This window comes from Nocardioides pymetrozini (assembly GCF_046058985.1).
Classification (GTDB): domain Bacteria; phylum Actinomycetota; class Actinomycetes; order Propionibacteriales; family Nocardioidaceae; genus Nocardioides.
The window spans coordinates 1,382,021-1,402,213 of record NZ_CP175556.1 but is presented as its reverse complement, the minus strand read 5'-3'; the positions used below and the strand labels follow the sequence as shown (position 1 = coordinate 1,402,213).

14 protein-coding genes are annotated in these 20,193 nt (G+C 73.2%); 6 read left to right on the top strand and 8 right to left on the bottom strand.

Features of this window, described 5'->3' with window-relative positions:
* Positions 1-88 precede the first annotated feature (88 nt).
* Positions 89-355, bottom strand: a complete 267-nt coding sequence (locus ACJ5H2_RS06850; RefSeq protein ID WP_408898821.1) for a hypothetical protein — start codon at positions 353-355, stop codon at positions 89-91.
* Between the two features lie 160 nt (positions 356-515).
* Positions 516-2,591, bottom strand: coding sequence for an ATP-dependent DNA helicase UvrD2 (locus tag ACJ5H2_RS06845; protein WP_408898820.1), 2,076 nt, complete (start codon positions 2,589-2,591; stop codon positions 516-518).
* Between the two features lie 73 nt (positions 2,592-2,664).
* Here ACJ5H2_RS06845 and ACJ5H2_RS06840 point away from each other — a divergent pair, with 73 nt between their 5' ends.
* Complete coding sequence (locus ACJ5H2_RS06840; RefSeq protein ID WP_408898819.1) at positions 2,665-2,922, top strand: mycoredoxin; 258 nt, start codon at positions 2,665-2,667, stop codon at positions 2,920-2,922.
* Positions 2,923-2,925: 3 nt separating this feature from the next.
* Here the strand turns inward: ACJ5H2_RS06840 and nudC are convergent, their stop codons facing one another.
* The 4 genes from nudC to ACJ5H2_RS06820 are packed head-to-tail and all read right to left on the bottom strand — an operon-like array spanning position 2,926 to position 10,859.
* A complete protein-coding gene (nudC, locus tag ACJ5H2_RS06835; RefSeq protein ID WP_408898818.1) occupies positions 2,926-3,837 on the bottom strand; it encodes an NAD(+) diphosphatase in 912 nt (303 codons plus the stop codon).
* Between the two features lie 21 nt (positions 3,838-3,858).
* On the bottom strand, positions 3,859-7,116 hold the full coding sequence (locus ACJ5H2_RS06830; RefSeq protein WP_408898817.1) for an ATP-dependent DNA helicase: 3,258 nt from the start codon (positions 7,114-7,116) through the stop codon (positions 3,859-3,861).
* On the bottom strand, positions 7,113-10,385 hold the full coding sequence (locus ACJ5H2_RS06825) for an ATP-dependent helicase (RefSeq protein ID WP_408898816.1): 3,273 nt from the start codon (positions 10,383-10,385) through the stop codon (positions 7,113-7,115). Before ACJ5H2_RS06825 ends, ACJ5H2_RS06830 begins: the two co-directional genes overlap by 4 nt.
* Before the next feature lie 60 nt (positions 10,386-10,445).
* Entirely contained in the window at positions 10,446-10,859 is a 414-nt protein-coding gene (locus ACJ5H2_RS06820; RefSeq protein ID WP_408898815.1) for a cupin domain-containing protein, read from the bottom strand.
* A 704-nt stretch (positions 10,860-11,563) separates the two neighbouring features.
* Here ACJ5H2_RS06820 and ACJ5H2_RS06815 point away from each other — a divergent pair.
* Positions 11,564-14,083, top strand: coding sequence for an SCO7613 C-terminal domain-containing membrane protein (locus ACJ5H2_RS06815; RefSeq protein ID WP_408898814.1), 2,520 nt, complete (start codon positions 11,564-11,566; stop codon positions 14,081-14,083).
* 34 nt (positions 14,084-14,117) lie between these two features.
* Positions 14,118-14,609, top strand: coding sequence for a thiol peroxidase (tpx, locus tag ACJ5H2_RS06810; RefSeq protein ID WP_408898813.1), 492 nt, complete (start codon positions 14,118-14,120; stop codon positions 14,607-14,609).
* 25 nt (positions 14,610-14,634) lie between these two features.
* Here tpx and ACJ5H2_RS06805 read toward each other — a convergent pair whose 3' ends face one another.
* Positions 14,635-14,937: an MGMT family protein gene (locus ACJ5H2_RS06805; protein WP_408898812.1), complete on the bottom strand. Its 303-nt coding sequence runs from the start codon at positions 14,935-14,937 to the stop codon at positions 14,635-14,637.
* Between the two features lie 345 nt (positions 14,938-15,282).
* Between ACJ5H2_RS06805 and ACJ5H2_RS06800 the strand changes: the two genes are divergently transcribed.
* Positions 15,283-17,550, top strand: coding sequence for an immune inhibitor A domain-containing protein (locus tag ACJ5H2_RS06800; RefSeq protein ID WP_408898811.1), 2,268 nt, complete (start codon positions 15,283-15,285; stop codon positions 17,548-17,550).
* A gap of 111 nt (positions 17,551-17,661) precedes the next feature.
* On the opposite strand, the gene moeZ is transcribed toward ACJ5H2_RS06800, so the two are convergent.
* On the bottom strand, positions 17,662-18,870 hold the full coding sequence (gene moeZ, locus ACJ5H2_RS06795) for an adenylyltransferase/sulfurtransferase MoeZ (RefSeq protein ID WP_408898810.1): 1,209 nt from the start codon (positions 18,868-18,870) through the stop codon (positions 17,662-17,664).
* A 164-nt stretch (positions 18,871-19,034) separates the two neighbouring features.
* Between moeZ and ACJ5H2_RS06790 the strand changes: the two genes are divergently transcribed.
* Both ACJ5H2_RS06790 and ACJ5H2_RS06785 read left to right on the top strand, forming a co-directional pair.
* A complete protein-coding gene (locus ACJ5H2_RS06790; RefSeq protein WP_408898809.1) occupies positions 19,035-19,685 on the top strand; it encodes a TetR/AcrR family transcriptional regulator in 651 nt (216 codons plus the stop codon).
* Positions 19,686-19,768: 83 nt separating this feature from the next.
* Positions 19,769-19,999 carry a DUF3107 domain-containing protein gene (locus ACJ5H2_RS06785; protein ID WP_408898808.1) on the top strand — a complete coding sequence of 77 codons (231 nt, stop codon included), beginning with the start codon at positions 19,769-19,771 and terminating at the stop codon, positions 19,997-19,999.
* Positions 20,000-20,193: the final 194 nt, after the last annotated feature.

The window sequence follows — 20,193 nt, the reverse complement described above, 5'->3', positions numbered from 1 at the left end:
CGCGATTTCTCGGTCGGAGAAGCACGAAGGCCGCGGATCCCGGTCTGTTCGGGTTCCGCGGCCTGGAGGCTGCCGAGCTGATGGTGGATCAGATCGGTGGGCTCCAGGCGGGTGAACCCGGGACGAGGGCGAAGACGCCACGGTGTCCCTTGCCGGTGAAGGCGCGCTCCCGCTTGGCGGCATCGGTGGCCACGGCGGCGCACGGCGCGACGAGGGTCGTCGCCGGACGCGTGGCAATGCCCTGGACCTCGAGGGTCGCGAGGGCAGAGGTGGCCGCGCCGAGGGATGCGGACAGCGTGAGCTGCCAAGCGGACGCGTTCGCCGGGATCGCCGGGTTCATCGTCATGTTCTCCATGGGTGCCACCTCCTTCGGTGCGTAACGGGCGCCAGCCGTGCCAGGGCTGTGATGCGCAGTGGAACTTGCCTGACGACCGTAATGGCCCGTCAGCAGGGCGCGCAAATCATTTATCGAGGTTTTTTCGAGGTTTTTTCAAAGCCCGCTCGCGCGGGGTCCCTCAACCGCCCTCGGCGACCAGGGCGAGGACGGCCTCGCCGTACCTCTCGATCTTGTGGGGGCCCACGCCGTTGACCTTCGCCAGGGCGGCCATCGTGGCCGGCTTCTGCTCGGCGATGAGCTCGAGGGTGGCGTCGGTGAACACGACGTACGCCGGCAGCGGCTTGCCCTCGTCACCCGCCTCCCGAGCGGTCTCGAGGCGCCAGGCCTTGAGCCGGTCGAAGAGCGCCTCGTCGTAGCGGACGGGGTGATGGGCGCACCGACCGCGCTTCTTCTCCGCCGCGCTCGACAGCGGCTGCAGGCACTCGCGGCAGCGGGCGACCTTGGTGCGCCCGCGGTTCTGCTGCGGCTGCTGGCTCGCGGGGAGCATCGGCACGATGAAGCGCGAGGGCTGCCTGCGCGGCGCCTGGCCGGGGTTGCGCGCGGCGGCCCAGGACACCATCAGCTCGCGCCGGGCGCGGGTCACGCCGACGTACAGCAGACGGCGCTCCTCCTCGACCGCGTCGGGCCGGGCCCCACCCTGCTCGGCGTACACGATGGGGACCGTGCCGTCCTGGACGCCGCAGCAGAACACCGCGTCCCATTCCAGCCCCTTGGCGGCGTGGAAGGTCGCCAGGGTGACGCCGTCGGCACTCGGCGCGTGCTGCTCGGCCGCGCGGCGGTCGAGCTCCTCGACGAAGGCCGTCACCGACGCCTCGACGCCGCGCTCGGTGGCGAACTCCTCGGCCTGGTCGGCCAGCGCCTGGAAGGACTCCCAGCGGTCGCGGACCTGACCGCGCGAGGTCGGCGGCTCCGCGGTCCACCCCATGCCACCGAGCACGCCCTTGACCGCCTCCAGCCACGGCACCCCGTCGCCCTCACCCGACCGCGCGGCGCCGCGCAGCCGGGTCACGGCCTCGCGCACCTCGCGTCGCTCGAAGAAGCGCGCGGCGCCGCGCACGATGTAGGGGATGCCACGGTCGGCCAGGGCGTCCTCGAAGGTCTCTGACTGGGCGTTGATCCGGAACAGCACCGCCATCTCGCCGTAGGGGGTCCCGGCCCGGTGCAGGCGCAGGATCCGGTCGGCCACGCTGCGCGCCTCGGCGACCTCGTCGGGCTCGCCGGAGAAGCGCACCGGCGAGCCGGAGCCCTGCTGGGAGCGCAGCTCCACCCCGGCGCTCGCGGTGCCGGCGAGGAGGCTGTTGGCGGTCTCGACCACCTGCGGGGTCGAGCGGTAGTTGCGCACCAGCTCGATCGACGTCGTGCCGGGGTAGCGCTGCGGGAAGTCGCGCAGGTAGGTCGCGTCGGCGCCGGCGAAGCTGTAGATGGTCTGCGCGGGATCGCCGACGACGCACAGCTCGTCGCGTCCGCCGAGCCACAGGTCGAGCAGCGCCGACTGCAGCGGCGAGACGTCCTGGAACTCGTCGACGACGAACCACTTGTACTGGCGGCGGACCTGCGCAGCGACCCGCTCGTCGGAGGCGAGCACGCCGGCCGTCAGCAGCAGCACGTCCTCCATGTCCATCCGGCCCTGGTCGCGCTTGACCTGCTCGTAGGCCGCGATGACCCGCCCGATCGTCTCCGGCGTCTGGTCCGCGACGGAGCGCCCCTTGGCCGGTGCGATCCGCGGATAGTCGTCGGCGCTGACGTTGCTGACCTTGGTCCACTCGATCTCGGAGGCGAGGTCGCGCAGGAGCGCCTGCTCGGTGCGCAGCCCGAGGTTGCGGCACGCGAGCGCCAGCATCGGGATCTTCGACTCCGTCAGCATCGGCAGCTCGGTGCCGTGGACGTGGGGCCAGAAGTAGCGCAGCTGGCGCAGGGCGGCGCTGTGGAAGGTCCGTGCCTGCACGCCCGGAGCTCCCAGCGCACGCAGCCGCTGACGCATCTCCCCGGCGGCGCGGGTGGTGAAGGTCACCGCGAGCACCTCGGTGGGCGCGTAGACGCCCGTCATGACCCCGTGCGCGATCCGGTGCGTGATCGCCCGCGTCTTGCCCGTTCCCGCACCCGCCAGCACCCGCACCGGGCCGCGCAACGTCTCCGCGACCTGCCGCTGCTCGGGGTCGAGCGCGGAGAGGAGCCGTTCGATGGACTCGGACATGGCGGGGGAACATCTCCTTCTGCAGCATGGTTGGGTGGACGCACAGACCCTAGACGGCGGAGGCGACACAACGATGAGCTCGTTCACCATGTACACGACCCCCTGGTGCGGCTACTGCAAGCGGCTCAAGAGCCAGCTCGACCGTGAGGGCATCGCGTACGAGCTGGTCGACATCGAGCAGCAGCCCGAGGCGGCCGCCATCGTCGAGTCCGCCAACGACGGCAACCAGACCGTGCCGACCCTGGTGTACTCAGACGGCACGGCCCAGACCAACCCGAGCGTGGCCCAGGTCAAGGCCAAGCTCGACGAGCTGCAGCAGCTCGGCGCCTGACCCTCACCAGCTGCCGGGCAGCGGCCCGCCGTACCAGTCCTCCACGAGGGAGCGGCTGATCGAGACCCCGCCGGGCAGCACCAGGCTGCCGTCGGCGGCCTGCCGACGCATCTCCTCGCGGGTGAACCAGCGCGCGTCCTCGACGTCGTCGTCCTCGAGCCGGATCTCCTCCGACAGCGCACGGCCGTGGAAGCCCAGCATCAGGCTGGACGGCAGCGGCCAGGGCTGGTTCCCGAAGTAGCGCACCTCCCCCACCGCGACCCCGGTCTCCTCGAGCACCTCGCGGCGCACCGCGTCCTCCAGCGACTCCCCCGGCTCGCAGAACCCGGCCAGGGTGGAGAAGCGGCCCTCCGGCCAGCTGTGGTTGCGACCGAGGAGGCACCGCTCGTCGGGAGCTCCCGGCTCGCCCGCCGCGACCAGCATGATGACCGCCGGGTCGGAGCGCGGGAACTGCGGCTTGCCGCAGTCCGCACAGACCAGCTCGTGCCCGGCAGCGCGCGGCAGGAGCGCGCCTCCGCAGCGCGGACAGAACCGGTGCGACCAGTGCCACTCGGCCAGTCCGATGGCATGGAACACCAGGGGGGCCTCGCCAGGACGGTCGCCGGCCAGGAAGGGCAGCAGCCCGCGCAGCGGGAGCCACCGGTCCGGCTCGGCACGGGCGACCTCGCCCGGGACGATCACGGCCCACCAGGTGACCTCGTCGCGGATGCCCAGCAGGAGGCGGAGGCCGTCGGGAGCCTCACTGGTCGAGAGCCATTCCAGCCCCTCGGCGCCGGGGCGCACCCGGGTGCCGGAGATCACCAGGACCCGGCCCGCCGGGTCGGCCCACTCCCGCTCCAGCCAGGCGTCGTCGGTCCGGTGCAGGCCGCGGCGGTCGTGGGGGTCGGCGACCAGCGAGAGGTGCGGGAACGTCACGGACCGAGCCTAGGGCGTGGCTCAGCCGAGCAGCTTCTCCACCTCGCCCCGACCCGGGAGCTGGTCGTGCACGACCAGCTCCCCGGTGCGCACGTAGAAGAAGCCCGCCCGTACCCGCTCCGGCGCGATCCCCTCGAGCTCGGCCCAGGCCAGTCGGTACAGCGCGAGCTGCAGCGGGTCGGCGTCCTGACGCGCGTTGGTCTTCCAGTCGACGACGAGGAAGGAGCCGTCCGGCTCGGCGTACACCGCGTCGATCCGGCCGCGCACGACCTGGCGCCTGCCCTCGGCACCCTCCAGGACCAGGGCGAAGGGCGCCTCCACGGCGTGCGGCACCCGCGAGCCGAACGGGCCCTTCTCGAAGTGGGCGATCAGCTCCTTGAGGTCGGCCTCGTCGTCGATGCCCGCATCGGCGCGGCCGGACAGCTCGTCGGGGTCGAAGAGGCCCTGCTGGCCGAAGCGCGCCTCGACCCACGCGTGGAAGCGCGTGCCGAACCGGGCGGCCGGCGCCGGCGGGCGCGGCATCGGTCGAGCCAGCTCGCGGGCGAACCCCTCCGGGTCGTCGCGCAGGCGCCCCAGAGCGGTCGCCGACAGCGAGGACGGCAGGGGGACGACGACCTCGCTGCCGGCTCCCGCCGCCAGCCGCGCCTCAGCGAGCAGCTGGTCGATCTCGGCGTCCCATTCGGCGACCCGGGCCGCCGTGACGATGTCGAGGTCCGGGTCGGGCTCGTCTGGGTCGGCCTGGGCGACGCGCGCCGCGGCTGCCAGACGCAGCCGTGCCTCCTCGCCAAGACCGTCCACCGGCCAGGGTCGGGCAGGGTCCTCGGCGTCGTACGGGTTGGCCGCACCCTTGTCGGGTCGGGCCAGCCACGGCTCCGGCGCGCATCCCCAGGAGGTCAGCATCTCGCGGACTGACTGCTGGTAGGCAGAGGGGCCGAAGGGCGTCTTGCGCGGGCCCCACTGGTACGACGTGACCGCGAGGCGGTGCGCGGCGCGGGTGAAGGCGACATAGCCGAGGCGCAGCTCCTCGTCGGCCTCGTGCGCCTTCGAGCGCTGCCGGTAGTCGTCGAGAGCGGCCTTGTCGAAGCCCTCGAGCTGCGGAAGGTCCCCTGCGTCGCCGCGCAGGGGCGAGGGCAGCACCGCCGGGGAGGACACCCACAGGGTGCGCCCCTGCGACGAGGGGAAGCGCGACTCGCACACGCCGACACAGAAGACGGTGTCCCACTCGAGTCCCTTCGAGCGGTGGACGGTGAGCAGCTTGACCGAGTCGGCCTCGGTCGGGGTGGCCACGTCGAGCCCGTTGCCCTGGTCGTCCTCGGCGGTGAGATAGGCCAGCAGCGCCGGCAGGGTGACGTCGCCGTCGACCGCCTGGAAGTCGGCCACCGCCTTGACGAAGAGGTCGAGGTTGTCGCGCCGCGCTGCCGCGGCGGGGCTGACGGCCGAGGCCAGCTCGACGTCCGCGCCGGTGACGTCGATGATCCGCCGCACCAGGTCGAGCAGCGGCTCCCCGACCGCGGAGCGCAGCAGTCGCAGCTCGTCGCGCAGGAGCGAGAAGCGGGCGAGCGCCTCCGCGGAGTAGGGCGCCTCACCGGGGTCGGCGAGAGCGTCGTCGAGCGCCGGGAGCTCCGCCGGGTCGATGCCGTCCGCGATCGCGACGAGCTGCTCGGTGACGGAGACCTGCTCCCCGGAGCGTCCGCGGCGGCCGGCGAGCTCGGCGGCGCGCTGGCCGAGCAGGCGCAGGTCGCGCGGGCCGATGGCCCACCGCGGTCCGGCGAGCAGGGTCAACAGCGCCGCGTTGTCGGTCACGTCGTGCAGCAGACGCAGGACGGCCACGATCTCCGCGATCTCGGGCAGGCGGAGCAGACCGGAGAGGCCCACGATCTCCACCGGGATGCCGGCCGAGCTCAGCGCGTCGAAGACCAGCTCGGCATGGGCGTTGTCGCGCGTGAGCACGCCGATCCGCGCCCAGTCGCCGGGGTCGCCGCCGTGGGCGTCGCGGACCGCCTGGGCCAGCCAGGCGAGCTCGTCGCGCTGTGTCTCGAAGGTGTGAGCCTCCACCTCCCCGTCGACGGCTCCCTCCGGCGCACGCAGCCTCGCGACGCCGGCGCCGCGCGCCTCCAGCGCCGCGTACAGGGGCTCGGCGAGGTGGCTGGCGACGTCCAGGATCCGCCGGTCGGAGCGCCGGTTGACGGTCAGCGCGTGGGTGTGCGGGGTGCCGTCGAGTGCGGGGAAGGTCTCGGCGAAGTTGAGGATGTTGGCGACCGAGGCACCCCGCCAGCCGTAGATCGCCTGGTTGGGGTCTCCGACCGCGGTCACCGCGTGTCCCCGGCCGGACGAGGCGTCGGGACCGGAGAAGAGCCGGGACAGCATGATGGCCTGGGCCACCGAGGTGTCCTGGTACTCGTCGAGCAGGACGACCTTGAACCGGCCGCGCTCGATGGCCCCCACCTCGAGGCGCTCGGCCGCGAGTCGGGCACCGAGCTCGATCTGGTCGGAGAAGTCCATCAGCCCGAGGTCGGCCTTGAGCCGCCGGTACGACGCCACGAGCTCGAGCAGCTCGGCCCGCCGGTCGATCGCCGAGATCGCCCTGTCGATCGCGTCCAGATAGGTCTTGCGGGCCTTGCCGGACAGCTCCTCGGCACGCGCCCGCTCGAAGCCGCGGCGCGCGTTCGCGTCGTGCGCGCGCACCTGGTCGGGACCGACGAGGTGCTCGCTCATCGCCGAGTCGAGGGCGAGCAGGTTCTGGATCGCCGTCTCGGGGTGGTCGGTGAGATGCTCGATGTCGCCGGTGAACCGGTCGACCACCCGGGCGCCGAGCTGGTAGCGCGCGGCGTCGGTGATCACGCGGGTGTCGGGCTCGTGCCCGATCCGCAGGCCGTGGTCGGTCAGCAGCGCGGAGGCGTAGGCGTTGTACGTCGCGACGGTCGGCTCGAGCACCTCCTCGGCCTCGTCGTCGGCGGGACCGCCGGCCAGGTCGAGCGCACCCGCGTCACGCAGGGCGGTGCGGATCCGCTGCCGCAGCTCGGCGGCGGCCTTGGTCGTGAAGGTCAGGCCGAGCACCTCCTCCGGCCGGACCTGGCCGGTCAGCACGAGGTAGACGACACGTGCCGCCATCAGCGTGGTCTTGCCCGATCCGGCGCCGGCGATCACCACCGCCGGCCGCAGGGGGGCGCTGATCGCCGCCCACTGCTCCTCGCTCGGCGGGAAGGGGGCGTTCATCGCCCGCTGCAGGTCGGCGGGCGTGTCGATCGGCCGGGCGGCCACCGAGGTCGCTGTGCTCATCGGGCCACCACCGACCCCGCGCTCTTCGCCGGGCACAGGGACAGGAACGTGCAGGTCCGGCACTGCTGGCCGGCGACGGCCGGGAAGTGCTCCTCGCGGATCAGCGTGGCGGCGTGGGACAGGCGCAGCCGCAGGTCGTCACGCTCCGGACCGTCCTCGGCGTGCACCGGCTGCCGCTGGACGGTCGCCTCCGGCCCCCCGTCGACCAGGCCGAGCTGCACCAGCTCCGCGCCGCCGGCCCGGCGGCGCTCGGCGGGCCCGTCGGCGGGCTCCTCGGGCGACGGGTCGAGGGCGCCGTGGTCCACGGCGTACTGGTAGAGCGCGAGCTGGACGTGGGTGCGCACGGAGGTCTCGCTGGGCTTGGCGCGACCGGTCTTGAGGTCCACCACGATCACCCGGCCGTCGGCGCCGAGCTCGATCCGGTCGGCGTACCCGGTGACCTGTACCTGGTCGCCGTCCACCTCGACCACCGTGGAGAAGCGCTCCTCCCGGCCGACCAGGATCCGTGGGTTGGCCTCGTGCCAGTCGACGAAGCGCTCGAGGGCCGCCCGGACGCGGTCGTGCTCGCGCTGCTTGGACCACGGCGTGCGGAAGTCCAGGCGGTCCCACACCTCGTCGACGTAGGCCATCAGCGCGTCCGGGTCGGGTGGCGCGTCGCCCGCCGCGACCCGCTCGGCGAGGGCGTGCACCAGCTCGCCGAGGTTGGCCGACTGGTGCGCGCGGGCGATCCCGCCGGCCTCCCGGGTCAGGAACCACTGGGTCGGGCAGACCGCCAGCGCGTCGAGCATGCTCGCCGAGACCGGGACCGGACGGCTCTCGTCGCGGATCGGCTCGGGCGACCGGGTGAGGGCGCGGGTGCCCCACCAGGTCGCCGGGTCGGCCGCCGGCACGGCGGGGCGCCGGCCCACCCGCTCGCGGGAGAGGCGGGCCAGGCGCCGGGCGGCCGCGTCGCGCAGGGCCGGGTCCGCCTCCGGGTCGGCGAGGGTACGGCGCAGCTCGGCGACGAGGCCGTCGAGCGAGAGCGGGCGGGGCGGACGGCCCACGACGTGCTCCACGGTCGAGCCGAGCTCCTCGAGGAAGCGGGAGGGCTGCTCCCCCTCGTCCTCCGCTGAGCGCACGGCCGTCACGACCAGCCGCTCGCGGGCGCGCGTGCAGGCGACGTAGAAGAGCCGGCGCTCCTCCATCAGGAGCTCACGGACCGTCACCGGTGGCACCACCGAGCCGACCAGGCCGCCGGCCGTCGAGGGTCCGATCCGGTCCGCCTGGAGGAGCGTCGAGCGCCGCCGCAGGTCGGGCCAGCCCTCGGCCTGGACGTGGGCGACCACCACCAGGCGCCATTCCAGGCCCTTGCTGCGATGGGCCGTCAACAGCCGGACCGCGGCACCCCGCGCGCCGCTCTCGGCCAGCGTGTCGGCCGGGATCTCCTGCTGGACGAGCTCCTCGAGGAAGGAGGCGACGGCGAGATGCTCGCGCCGCTCGCCGGCGCGGACGGCGACGTCGAAGAGCGCGCAGATCGAGTCGAGGTCGCGATGGGCGCGACGCGCGGCGGCGCCACCGGCCTCGACCGAGCGGCGCAGCCGCTGCGGCCAGGAGGTGCCGGACCACAGCGTCCACAGCAGCTCCTCGGCACTCGCCCCGGCGTCGAGCTCCGCGCGGGCACGGGCGAGGAGCGCCCCGAGGGCCTTGGCCCGCTCGGCCTCCGGGGCGTCGACGGCGGCGAGGTACGACGGGTCGAGGACCGCCAGCCGGACCAGCTCCCGCGAGCTGCGCGGGGTCCCGCCCGTCTCCTGGCACAGGTCCTTCTCCCGGTTGCGCAGCAGCCGCGCCAGGCGACGCACGTCGCCGGCGTCGAGACCGCCGAGCGGTCCGGTCAACAGCGCCTCGGCGCGCGCCGCGTCGACGTGCTCCACGTGCTCGGGGTCGTCGTTGTCGAGGTTGACCACCGCCCGCAGGGCGTCGAGCAGCGGCAGCACCGCCGGGTCCCGGACCAGCGGCACCTCGTCGCGCGCGACCTCGACCGGAACCCCGGCCGCACCGAGCGCGCGGCGCAGGGGCGCGATGCTGGCCCGGCCGGACCGGACGAGCACGGCCATCTCGTCCCACGGCACGCCGTCCTCGAGATGCGCACGGCGGAGCAGGTCGGCGAGATGCTCGGCCTCGGCGCGCTCGGTGTCGAAGGTGCGGACCTGCACCCGGCCCGGCCCGTACGCCGACCCGTCGGCCTGCGGCGCGAGGAAGCGCTCACGGGCCTCCGCGGGAATCGTGCCGCGCAGCCCGATCCGGCCGGCGACCCGTTGCGCAGGGGCGAGGATGCCGGGACCGAAGCGGCGTACGGTGCGCAGCGCCACCACGTCGGCGGGCGAGCCGTCGGCGCGGGCGAACTCGGTGGGGAACTCCAGGATGCCGCGCACCTCCGCGCCCCGGAATCCGTAAATGGACTGGTGCGGGTCGCCGACCGCGACGAGGTCGCCCCCGTCCCCCGCGATCGCCTGCAGGAGGGCGACCTGACCGGGGTCGGTGTCCTGGTACTCGTCGACGAAGACGTAGCGGAACTGCTCGCGCAGCTCGGCGCGATGGTCCTCCGCCTCGATCCGGGCCCGGCGGATCAGGTCGGCGTAGTCGGTGGCGCCGAGCGAGTCGAGCGAGTCGAGGTACTGCTCGAGGAAGAGGCCCGCGGCCACGAACTCCTCGATGCCCTCCGTCTCACCCAGGCGCCGCAGCGCCTCGCCGTCGAGGCCCTTCTCGCGGGCCCGCCCGAGCACGGCGTGCACCTCGCGAGCGAAGCCGCGGGTCGTCATCGCCTGCCGGAACCGCTCCGGCCAGCGCACCGACTCCGGGTGGTCGGTGAGGAGCTCGCGAAGGATGACGTCCTGCTCCGGGGCGGAGAGCAGACGCAGGGGCGCCTCGTAGAGCTCCGCCGGGGCGTAGCGCCGGACCAGCGCGTAGGCGAAGGAGTGGAAGGTGGAGCTCAGCTGGGTGCCGGTGGTGCGGCCGAGCCGGGCGGTCACCCGGTCACGCAGCTGGTCGGCGGCCTTGCGCGAGAAGGTCAGCGCGAGCACCTGGTCGGGGCGCGCCCCGCGCTGCTCGACCCGGTCGACGATGGCCTCGACCAGGGTCGTGGTCTTCCCGGTGCCGGGACCCGCCAGGACCAGGAGCGGACCCCCTGGGTGGTCGACGACCTGCCGTTGGTGCTCGTCGAGCACCGGCACCGCCGCGACCGGGGGCGCCGGCGCGAAGCGGTAGCGGGTCGGGGCGGTCGGGCTGTCCACGGGCGCCACTCAACCATCCCCGCCCGACAGAACCTGCTCCTGGCTCCGCGTGCTCGCCGGTCAGACGAGCTCGAAGTCGGCGAAGTCGAAGCCCGGGGAGACCAGACAGCTGACCAAGGCGTCGTCGTCGGAGACGACGGTCCGCTGCCAGACCCCCGCCGGCACCAGCCCCTGCCCGGACCCCGGGCCGACGACCAGCGCGGTGCATCCGTCCTCGTCCGGGGCGGGGCCGGCGCCGCCGAGCTCGACCGTCACGCTGCCCTCGTGGGCGAGCCAGATCTCGTCCGACGTCACGCGGTGCCACGCCGACGACTCCCCGGCGGGCAGCAGGAAGTAGATCAGCGTCGCCGTCGGCCGCACCCGGCCGTCCGGGAGGCTCACGCTGACCGGTGACGCCCAGGTCTGCCGGTACCAGCCGCCCTCGGGATGCGGCTGCAGGTCGAGCTGGACGGCGAGGGGTGGGCGGGCATCCATGGCGCCAGTCTGCCGGGACGCGGGTCGAGCGCGGACCGCGGCGCACGCTCCTCCACAGGCTTTCCCCCATCCTGGGGATGGCGTGGGGATGAGCGCGGGCGTGCTGTGGAGAACCTGCGGCAGCTCTGTGGAGGACACGCCGAAGCTCAGTGGATGACCGGAAAACCCCGAAAAACTTGGCGGAAACCCCTTGCGAGCATTCGATGGACGGGCGTAGAACTTCACCCACGCACTCCTCCGGGAGAGCGGGATCAGCCGGAAGGCGTCGATCCAGCCGGCCGGGCCGCGACCTTCGGGTCGAGGCCGAGGCGGCCCCTCACGGGGACGCTGGCCGCGCGAGCCGGGTGACGAGGCTCGCGGGATCGCAGCAGCCGGGTGGTCGACCGGGAGCGTCACCAGTACCGGTCACCTGAAGGGCCCTTGTGACTCATACTCACGAGGGCCCTTCTCCTTTGTGGGCCCCGTCGGGGCGGGCAGGGGCGCGGGCGCGGGCAGGCGCGGATTCACCACGGGATGTAGGTGAACGCGCACACCCCGTGCGGAACTCCGCTACAGAAGTTCCGATCCGCCTACATCCCGTGGTGAATCCGCCCTCCGGGCACCCGGACCGAGCCATCCCACCGCACCCGTCTGAGTACCGGTGCTCATCCCACGTGAGTCAGCGCCCGCTGCCGGAGGGCGGCCCGCGCTGACGCAATGGACCCATGCGCTACGCCGACCCTCTCCTGTGCCCCGACTGCCGCTCCGCGCTGCCTGCCGGCATCCCCGTCTGCCCGAGCTGCGACCTGCTCGTCCGCCACCCCCTCGCGGTGGAGCTGTTCGGCACGCTGCAGCGCGCCGACCTGGTCCTCGGGCGGCTGCGCACGGCGAGCGCCGCGTTCCACGACCGGCCTGCCGCGGTCGCCGCGCAGTCGGGCCTGGGCGGCCCGCTCGTCCCGCCGTCCACGCCCATGCCCCCGAAGCGCGTCGCGCCCGGGCTGTCGTCGTACCCGGCTCCCCCGAGCGGCCCGGCCGGTCCCACCAACCCGACCGTTGCGGCCGGCGGCGTCTCGTTCGCGTCGGTCCCGAAGATCCTGCTGGGACTCGGTGCGCTGTGCCTGCTGGTCGCCGCGGTCACCTTCCTCGCGGTGTCATGGTCGGCCCTGGGCGTCGGCGGACGTACGGCGGTCCTCGCGGCGCTCACGATGGCGTCCGGCGCCGCCGCCCTGCTGCTCCACCGGGCCGGGCTCCGCATCGCCGCCGAGTCCCTCGTCGTCGTGGCGCTCGGCCTGCTGGGGCTCGACGTCCTCGGAGCCGGGGCGGCCGGCTGGCTGGGCGACGGAGCCGACGCCGCGGTCGTCTGCACCGCCGGGGTGGTCGTGGCCGTCGCTGGAGCCCTCCTCGGGCTCGTCCGCCTCGGTGGCCGTCCCCGCCTGGCCGCCCCGCAGGTGGTCGCGGGCCTCGGCCTGCTGGTCGGGTACGCCGGCGGGGTCGGGGCCACCGACCACGTGCTGGTCGTCGGCCAGGTCTTCACGCTCGCGGCTCTGCTGACCACGGCAGTGGCCGCCCGCTCGGGCGCGTCCGTGCTGCTCTGGAGCGCGGCGGGCACGGGCGCCCTGACCTGGCTCGCCACGGCCGGCTCGGCCTTCGTCGCGTCCGCGGTGACGCCCGACCTGCGCCAGCTCTGGGTCGAGGGCAGTGGCTGGTCGCTCGTCGCCAGCGCCGCCGCCCTGGTGGCGCCGGGCGTCGTGGCACGTCGCCGTCGTCTCCTGCTGGCCGGGACCAGCGGTGCCGCTCTCCTGGTGACCGTCGTCCTCACGCTGCCGTGCATCGGCACCGACCCGCGCACGGTCGGCCTGGTCGCCCTCGGTACGACGGCCGCCTGGGCGCTCGCACTCGGCCTGCTGCCCCACCCGGTCCGGCTGGTCGCGGTCGCCCCCGCGGGCGCGGGCAGCCTGGTGCTGGTCGCGCTCGCGCTGCAGGCAGTCGCCGACGTACTCGCCCGATGGAGCGGCATCGCCGCCGTCTTCGACCGGCCGGCCGGCGTCCGGCTCACCGGCCCCGATCCGGTCACCGAGCCGTTGCTGCTCGTCCCGTCCCTCCTCGCCGTGCTCGGCTGCCTCGCCCTGGCCGACCGCGAGAGGACCCGCCGCACGCTGCCCGTCTGGGGCCGGGTCGCGGGTCTCGTCACCAGCGTCGGGACCGCCGCCACCTTGGCGTCGTACGACGTGCCGCTCGTCGTGCCGCTCACCGTGCTCGTCCTCGTGGCTGCCACCGCGGCGGCGCTCGCGCTCCTCGTCGCGAACGAGGCGGCGGCGTGGGCGGGCATCGCGGCGACCACCACGGCGGCGGTCGCGCTGGGTGCCCTGCCGAGCGACGGGCTCGTCGCGGCCGCCCTCCTGCCCTTGTCGGCCGCCCTCGTCGCCGTCGCGGTGCGCGGACGGGACGCCACGACGCGGGTGCTCGCGGGAGCTGCCGCGCCCGCGGCGCTGGGCCTGGCGACCGCGGCGGTCGTGAGTCTCGTCGCCGACGACGCGACCTGGACGGCGCTGCTCGTCCTGTTGGCCGTGGGGGTCGTCGCCCTGGCCGTGCCCCGGCTCCCGGTCGAGGCCACGGCGGTCGTGGTGGCCGTTCTTGCGCTTCCGGTCTCGCTGGCGTCGGTCGACGACGTCGGCGGCCACGTCGCCTTGTGGCTCACCGTCGCCGGGTTCCTGGTCTCGGGCACCGCGCTGCTGCACGAGACCCGGCGTCCGTGGGCGTGGGTCGGCAGTGCGCTGCTCCTCCTCGCCAGCTGGGTCCGGCTCGCGGACCTCGGCGTCACCGCACCGGAGCCGTACACGCTGCCGCTCGCCGGAGCGCTGACCGCCTTCGGGCTGTGGCGGCTCGGGCGCTCGCCGGCCGCCGGGACCCTGACGACACTCGCGCCCGGCCTCCTGCTGGCGACCGTGCCGTCCCTCATGTGGGTGCTCGAGGACCCGGTGTCGCTGCGCGCGCTCGCCCTCGGCGGCGCCTGTCTGGCGCTCACGGTGGCCGGCGCGTCACTGCGCTGGAGCGCACCGCTGGTGGTCGGCGCCGGGATCGGCGCCGCGGTGGTCCTGCGCGAGCTGGGCCCGTACGCCGGCGAGTTCCCGAAGTGGGTCTGGATCGGGCTGGCCGGCGCTCTCCTGACCGTCGTCGGGATCACCTGGGAGCGGCGCCTGCTCGACGTGCGGCGCGCGGTCGGCCTGCTCGGCCGGCTCCGGTGACGGACCGGTCCCGACGACCTGCTAGACAGGAGACATGGCTACCACTGCACTCGGGGGGAACCCCGTCAACACCGTCGGCGAGCTGCCCGCCGTCGGCGCCCCTGCCCCGTCGGTCTCCCTGGTCGGCGCGGACTTCTCCGCCGTCACCCTCCCCGAGGGCCAGCGCACGGTCCTCAACATCTTCCCCAGCATCGACACGGGCGTGTGCGCCGCGAGCGTGCGCAAGTTCAACGAGCTCGCCGCCGGCCTCGACAACACCGCCGTCATCAACGTCTCGCAGGACCTGCCGCCGGCGCTGAACCGCTTCTGCGGAGCAGAGGGCATCGAGAACGTCCAGGTCGGCTCCGCCTTCCGCTCCACCTTCGGTGACGACTACGGCGTGCGGATGACCGACGGCAAGCTCGAGGGCCTCTTCGCCCGCTCGATCGTCGTCCTCGACACCGACGGCACCGTGCTGCACTCCCAGCTCGTCCCCGAGATCGCCACGGAGCCCGACTACGACGCCGCCATCGCGGCGCTCGGCTGAGCCTGCCCCTCGCTGCGGGGGAGCCTTACTCCCCGGTCGCCGGGTCCCAGAAGGCCCGGCGCATGTCGAGGGTGCCGCTGCCGCTGCGCAGCGGTGTCCCCTCCGCCAGATACTCCGCGCGGGCCCGGTCGTCGTGGCTCGGTGGGAGCGTGCCGTCAGCACGCACGACCCGCCACCACGGCACCGGGCCCCCGTACCGCGCCATGACGGACCCCACCTGACGCGGTCCGCCTCCCGCCACGGCGGCGACGGCGCCGTAGGTCGTCACGCGCCCCGGTGGCACCTGCTCGACCAGCTCGAGCACCCGCTCGACGTATCCCTCGTCCACAGCGCGATCATGCCGTGCCCGCCGGGCAGGCCGAGAGCCCCGTCCGATGGGACGAGGCTCCCGTTGCTCCCTCGGTGCGCCGGCGCAGGATGGCCGACGCATCTCCGATTGGTGCGACACGGCCACCTGGCCGCGTACCCGGACCAACGACGGATCGCCCCTCCGGTTACGCTCCCGCGCCTCGCCGACCCCGCTCCCGGACAAAGTTCGACCGTCCCTCTTGCGCGCAGGCGGGCGCGTCGTGTGGGCTACGTCACGCACCGGATTTGCGCTCGGGGGGCCGGTGCACACTCGGGCCTCCCTGTGCGACTGCCGGTCGCTCCACCCACCCACTCGGAGGCAACCGTGAAGAAACTGGCATCCGGCATCGTCGCCGGCGCCGCAGCCCTCGCACTCGGAGGCACTCTGGCCCAGCCCGCGCAGGCGATCCCTGCAACGGACGGGCCGGCGCCGCAGGCTCACGCCCACGGCAAGAAGCACGACCGACCTGGTCCGAAGACCAAGGAGCAGCGCCAGAAGATGCGCAAGGCGCGGACCCTGCTGGCCAACGGCAGCGCGCAGCTGCAGCGGCAGGCCGGCGGCGGCGCCGTCGTGGAGCTCGCCGACGGGGAGTACGTCGAGTTCCCGGTCGACCGGACCGACAAGGTGCTCACCATGCTCGGCGAGTTCGGCACCCAGACCTCGGGCAGGTACGGCCGGACTCCCGGTCCCCGCCACAACGAGATCCCCCAGCCGGACCCGGCGGTCGACAACTCGACCTACTGGGTGCCGGACTTCAACAAGGCGCACTACGACGAGATGTTCAACGGCGACGGCGAGTCCTTCCGCGACTACTACCGCGAGGTCTCCGGCGGCCGCTACGACGTCAGCGTCACGACCGAGGACTGGGTGACGGTCCCCGGCAACGCCTCCAGCTACGGCGACAACGCGATCGAGGACAACGGCGGCTCGTGGGCGTTCATCGCCGACACCGCCGACGCCTGGTACGCCGCGCAGGTGGCGGCCGGCAAGACCCCGGCGGAGATCGACGCCTATCTCGCGCAGTTCGACGTGTGGGACCGCTACGACTTCGACGGCGACGGCGACTTCAACGAGGCCGACGGCTACATCGACCACTTCCAGGCGGTCCACGCCGGTGGCGGCGAGGAGGGCGGCGGTGGCGAGGACGCCATCTGGTCCCACCGCTGGTACGTCAACGGCAACCTGTACGGCCAGACCGGCCCGACGGTCGGCGGCACGCAGAACCTGTACGGCGGCACGCAGGTCGGCGAGTCGAGGTACTTCATCGGCGACTACACCGTCGAGCCGGAGAACGGTGGCCTCGGCGTCTTCGCCCACGAGTACGGACACGACCTCGAGCTGCCCGACTTCTACGACACCGCGGGCGGCGAGAACGGCACCGGCTTCTGGACGCTCATGTCGTCCGGCTCCTGGCTGGGCCACGCTCAGGGCAACATCGGCACCACCCCCGGCCTGATGGGGCCCGAGGAGAAGCTCTTCCTCGGCTGGCTCGACTACACCGAGGTGAACGCCGGACAGAGCGGCAGCTTCACCCTCAGCCCGTCGCAGGAGACGGCGGTCGGCCAGGACCAGGCGGTCAAGGTCAACCTGCCCGACAAGACGACCACGGCGACCTACACGACCCCGGCGACGGGGGCGCACGCGTGGTACTCCGGTCGCGGCGACAACCTCGTCAGCACGCTGACCCGGCCGGTCGCAGCATCCTCGCGGGTCACGGTCAGCGCCGACGTATGGCATCAGATCGAGGCCGACTACGACTTCCTGTACGCCGAGTACTCCACCGACGGCGGCAAGTCCTGGACCCAGCTGGGTGCCCTCGACGGCAGCTCCGACTGGTCGGGCCACCGCTGGGCCTACCGCCCGAAGGGCGCGGCCTCCCTGTTCCGGTTCCGCTACGCCACCGACGGCGGCGTCAACGAGGCCGGCGCGTTCATCGACGACATCGTGATCAACGACGGGACGACGACCTTCACCGACGGCGCCGAGAGCGGCGACAACGGCTGGACCGTGTCCGGCTTCACCGCCTCGACCGGCACGGAGAGCAAGACCACCGGCCGCTACTACCTGCTCGAGAACCGGCAGTACGTCGGCTACGACAGCACGCTGCAGGTGGGTCCGTACCAGTTCTCCGAGGCGGTCACCCGCCCGGACTGGGTCGAGCAGTTCCCGTACCAGAACGGGATGCTCGTGTGGCTGGTCGACCTGGCGCACGCCGACAACAACACCAGCGTGCACCAGGGTGAGGGCTACGCGCTGCCCGTCGACGTCCGGCCGGACTCGTTCACCTACCCCGACGGCACCAGCCCGTCGAACCGTCGTGAGCCCTTCGACGCCACCTTCGGGCTGGCGTCCACGACGACCGACGCGGTCTGCCTGCACAAGCAGGTGGCGACGAAGACCGGCTACACCACCCAGGAGGCCTGCGCGCCGTCCGTGGCGAACGTGCCGACCTTCGACGACAGCGACCCGAACCGGTACTGGACGGCCGCGAACCCGGAGAACTCCGTCAAGGTCGCCGGCGCGGGGGTGACCGCGACGGTCACCGCCGAGAACACCGACGGCAGCATCACCGTCCAGGTCCGCAACCCGTAGCGGACCAGGGCTGATCGGGGACGAGCGAAGGGCCCCGCGATCCGGTCGGATCGCGGGGCCCTTCCGCGCGACGCGCCCGCGCCGATCAGGGCAGCGCTGGCGCCACGCTGATCAGTACGACGGCTGGCTGGGGTCGATCTGGTTCACCCAGGCCACGACCCCGCCGCCCACGTGGACCGCGTCGTCGTACCCGGCACCCTTGATGATCGCCAGGCACTCGGCCGAGCGGACGCCGCTCTTGCAGTGCAGGACGACCTGCGTGCCGGAGTCGACCGGCGGGAGCTGGCCGAGGGCGTTGCCGTTGAGGAACTCGCCCTTGGGGATGAGGACCGCGCCGGGGATGTGGTTGATCTCGGCCTCGGCGGGCTCGCGGACGTCGACGAGGACGAAGTCGCGGCTGCCCTCCTCCTTCTCCTTGATCATCGAGGCGAGCTGGGTCACCGAGATGGTGGCGTCGACCGCCGCGTCCGCTGCCTCCTCGGAGATCGCGCCGCAGAAGGTCTCGTAGTCGATGAGCCCGGTGACGGTCGGGTTCTCGCCGCACAGCGCGCAGTTCGGGTCCTTGCGGACCTTCAGCTTGCGCCACTCCAGCTCGAGGGCGTCGTAGATGACGAGCTTGCCGATGGCGGGCTCGCCGGCGCCGATGAGCAGCTTGATCGCCTCGTTGACCTGGATCGAGCCGATGCTCGCGCACAGCACGCCGAGGACGCCGCCCTCGGCGCAGGACGGGACCATGCCCGGCGGCGGCGGCTCCGGGTAGAGGCAGCGGTAGCACGGGGCGTCGTCGGCCATCGTGGGCGCGAAGACGGACGCCTGGCCGTCGAAGCGGTAGATCGAGCCCCAGACGTAGGGGATCCCGAGGAAGTACGCCGCGTCGTTGACCATGTACCGCGTGGCGAAGTTGTCGGTGCCGTCGACGATGAGGTCGTAGCCCTTGAAGATCTCGAGGACGTTGTCGTTGTCGAGCCGGGTCTCGTGGAGGACCACGTTGACCAGCGGGTTGATCTCGAGGATCGACTCCTTGGCCGAGAGGCCCTTCGACTTGCCGAGGTCGGACATGCCGTGGATGACCTGGCGCTGCAGGTTCGACTCGTCCACCTCGTCGAACTCGGCGATGCCGAGCGTCCCGACCCCCGCCGCGGCCAGGTAGAGCAGCGCCGGGCTGCCGAGGCCGCCGGCGCCGATCACGAGGACCTTGGCGTTCTTGAGGCGCTTCTGCCCGTCCATCGCGACATCGGGGATGATCAGGTGGCGGCTGTAGCGGCGGACCTCGTCGATGGTCAGCTCGGCGGCCGGCTCGACCAGCGCGGGAAAGCTCACGGCGTACTCCTCGGGTACTGCAGATGGGATGGGGGCGGTCCAGGGCCAACACGGCGGTGGCCCCGGGTGTTCCCTCGACCCTGCCATGGTCCCTGTCGGATGCTGGGCACGGGCGCCACGTCCCGACATCCGGACCCGGGCTACCAGCGAGTAGTCTCAGGTGCGTGGTGACCGAGCAGTTCGACCTGGACGAGCCCCGACCCCGCGGCGTACGACTCCCGCGGCGCGAGCGACGCGCACAGCTGCTGTCCGCTGCCCTGGAGGTCTTCGTCGCCCAGGGCTACCACGCCGCCGCCATGGACGACATCGCCGAGCGGGCCGGGGTGTCGAAGCCGGTGCTCTACCAGCACTTCCCGGGCAAGCTGGAGCTCTACCTCGCCATCCTCGACGCCGCGTGCGACTCGATCATCGCCAACTGCCGCCGCGCGCTGGAGTCCACCCAGGACAACAAGCAGCGCGTGGCTGCTGCGATCGACGCGTTCTACGCCTATGTCGGCCACGACACCGGCGCCTTCCGGCTGGTCTTCGAGTCCGACCTCACCAACGAGCCGGCCGTGCGCGGCCACGTCGACCGGGTCACCACGGAGTGCGCCGCGATGATCGCCGCCGTGATCGAGGACGACACGGGCCTGCCCGCGGCGGCGTCCCAGCTGCTCGCCGTCTCCCTCGTGGGAATGGCCCAGGTCAGCGCCCGGTTCTGGCTCACCGAGAACGACGGCGCCATGGCGGCGCTGAGCCGCGACGAGGCCACCGCCCTGGTGGCGGGCCTCGCGTGGCGCGGCATCCGCGGCTATCCCAAGACCGACGAGCACTGAGGCCGACACCGTGGCCAGCACGCCGGCGGCGGATCCAACCGGCGCGTCGCTAGGCTGGCGTCCCCACGAACGAGGAGAGTGACATGACCGTCGAGGTCAAGATCGGTGTGCAGAACACCGCCCGCGAGCTGGTCATCGAGACCGGGGAGACCAACGAGGCGGTCGCGAAGCTCGTGCAGGACGCCATCGCCGCCGGCGAGGGCGTGATCAGCCTGACCGACACCAAGGGCAAGGTGACGGTCGTCCCGACCGCCAAGCTCGCCTACGTCGAGATCGGCCGCAGCACCTCCGGCCAGGTGGGCTTCCGCTCCTGAGCGGAGCGAAGGAGCGGAAGCGCTCGCCGGTTGAGGCGCGACTGAGCCTGCGAAGTCGCCGCGAAACCCGCTCCTGAGCGGAGCGAAGGAGCGGAAGCGCTCGCCGGTTGAGGCGCGACTGAGCCTGCGAAGTCGCCGCGAAACCCGCTCCTGAGCGGAACTCCCCCGTGCCGCCGGACGTTGACGGAGCACGA

Coding starts and splice junctions, on each gene's coding strand:
- ACJ5H2_RS06850 (WP_408898821.1), bottom strand. CDS start 355: ATGGAGAACATGACGATGAACCCGGCGATCCCGGCGAACGCGTCCGCT.
- ACJ5H2_RS06845 (WP_408898820.1), bottom strand. CDS start 2,591: ATGTCCGAGTCCATCGAACGGCTCCTCTCCGCGCTCGACCCCGAGCAG.
- ACJ5H2_RS06840 (WP_408898819.1), top strand. CDS start 2,665: ATGAGCTCGTTCACCATGTACACGACCCCCTGGTGCGGCTACTGCAAG.
- ACJ5H2_RS06830 (WP_408898817.1), bottom strand. CDS start 7,116: ATGAGCACAGCGACCTCGGTGGCCGCCCGGCCGATCGACACGCCCGCC.
- ACJ5H2_RS06820 (WP_408898815.1), bottom strand. CDS start 10,859: ATGGATGCCCGCCCACCCCTCGCCGTCCAGCTCGACCTGCAGCCGCAT.
- ACJ5H2_RS06815 (WP_408898814.1), top strand. CDS start 11,564: ATGCGCTACGCCGACCCTCTCCTGTGCCCCGACTGCCGCTCCGCGCTG.
- tpx (WP_408898813.1), top strand. CDS start 14,118: ATGGCTACCACTGCACTCGGGGGGAACCCCGTCAACACCGTCGGCGAG.
- ACJ5H2_RS06785 (WP_408898808.1), top strand. CDS start 19,769: ATGACCGTCGAGGTCAAGATCGGTGTGCAGAACACCGCCCGCGAGCTG.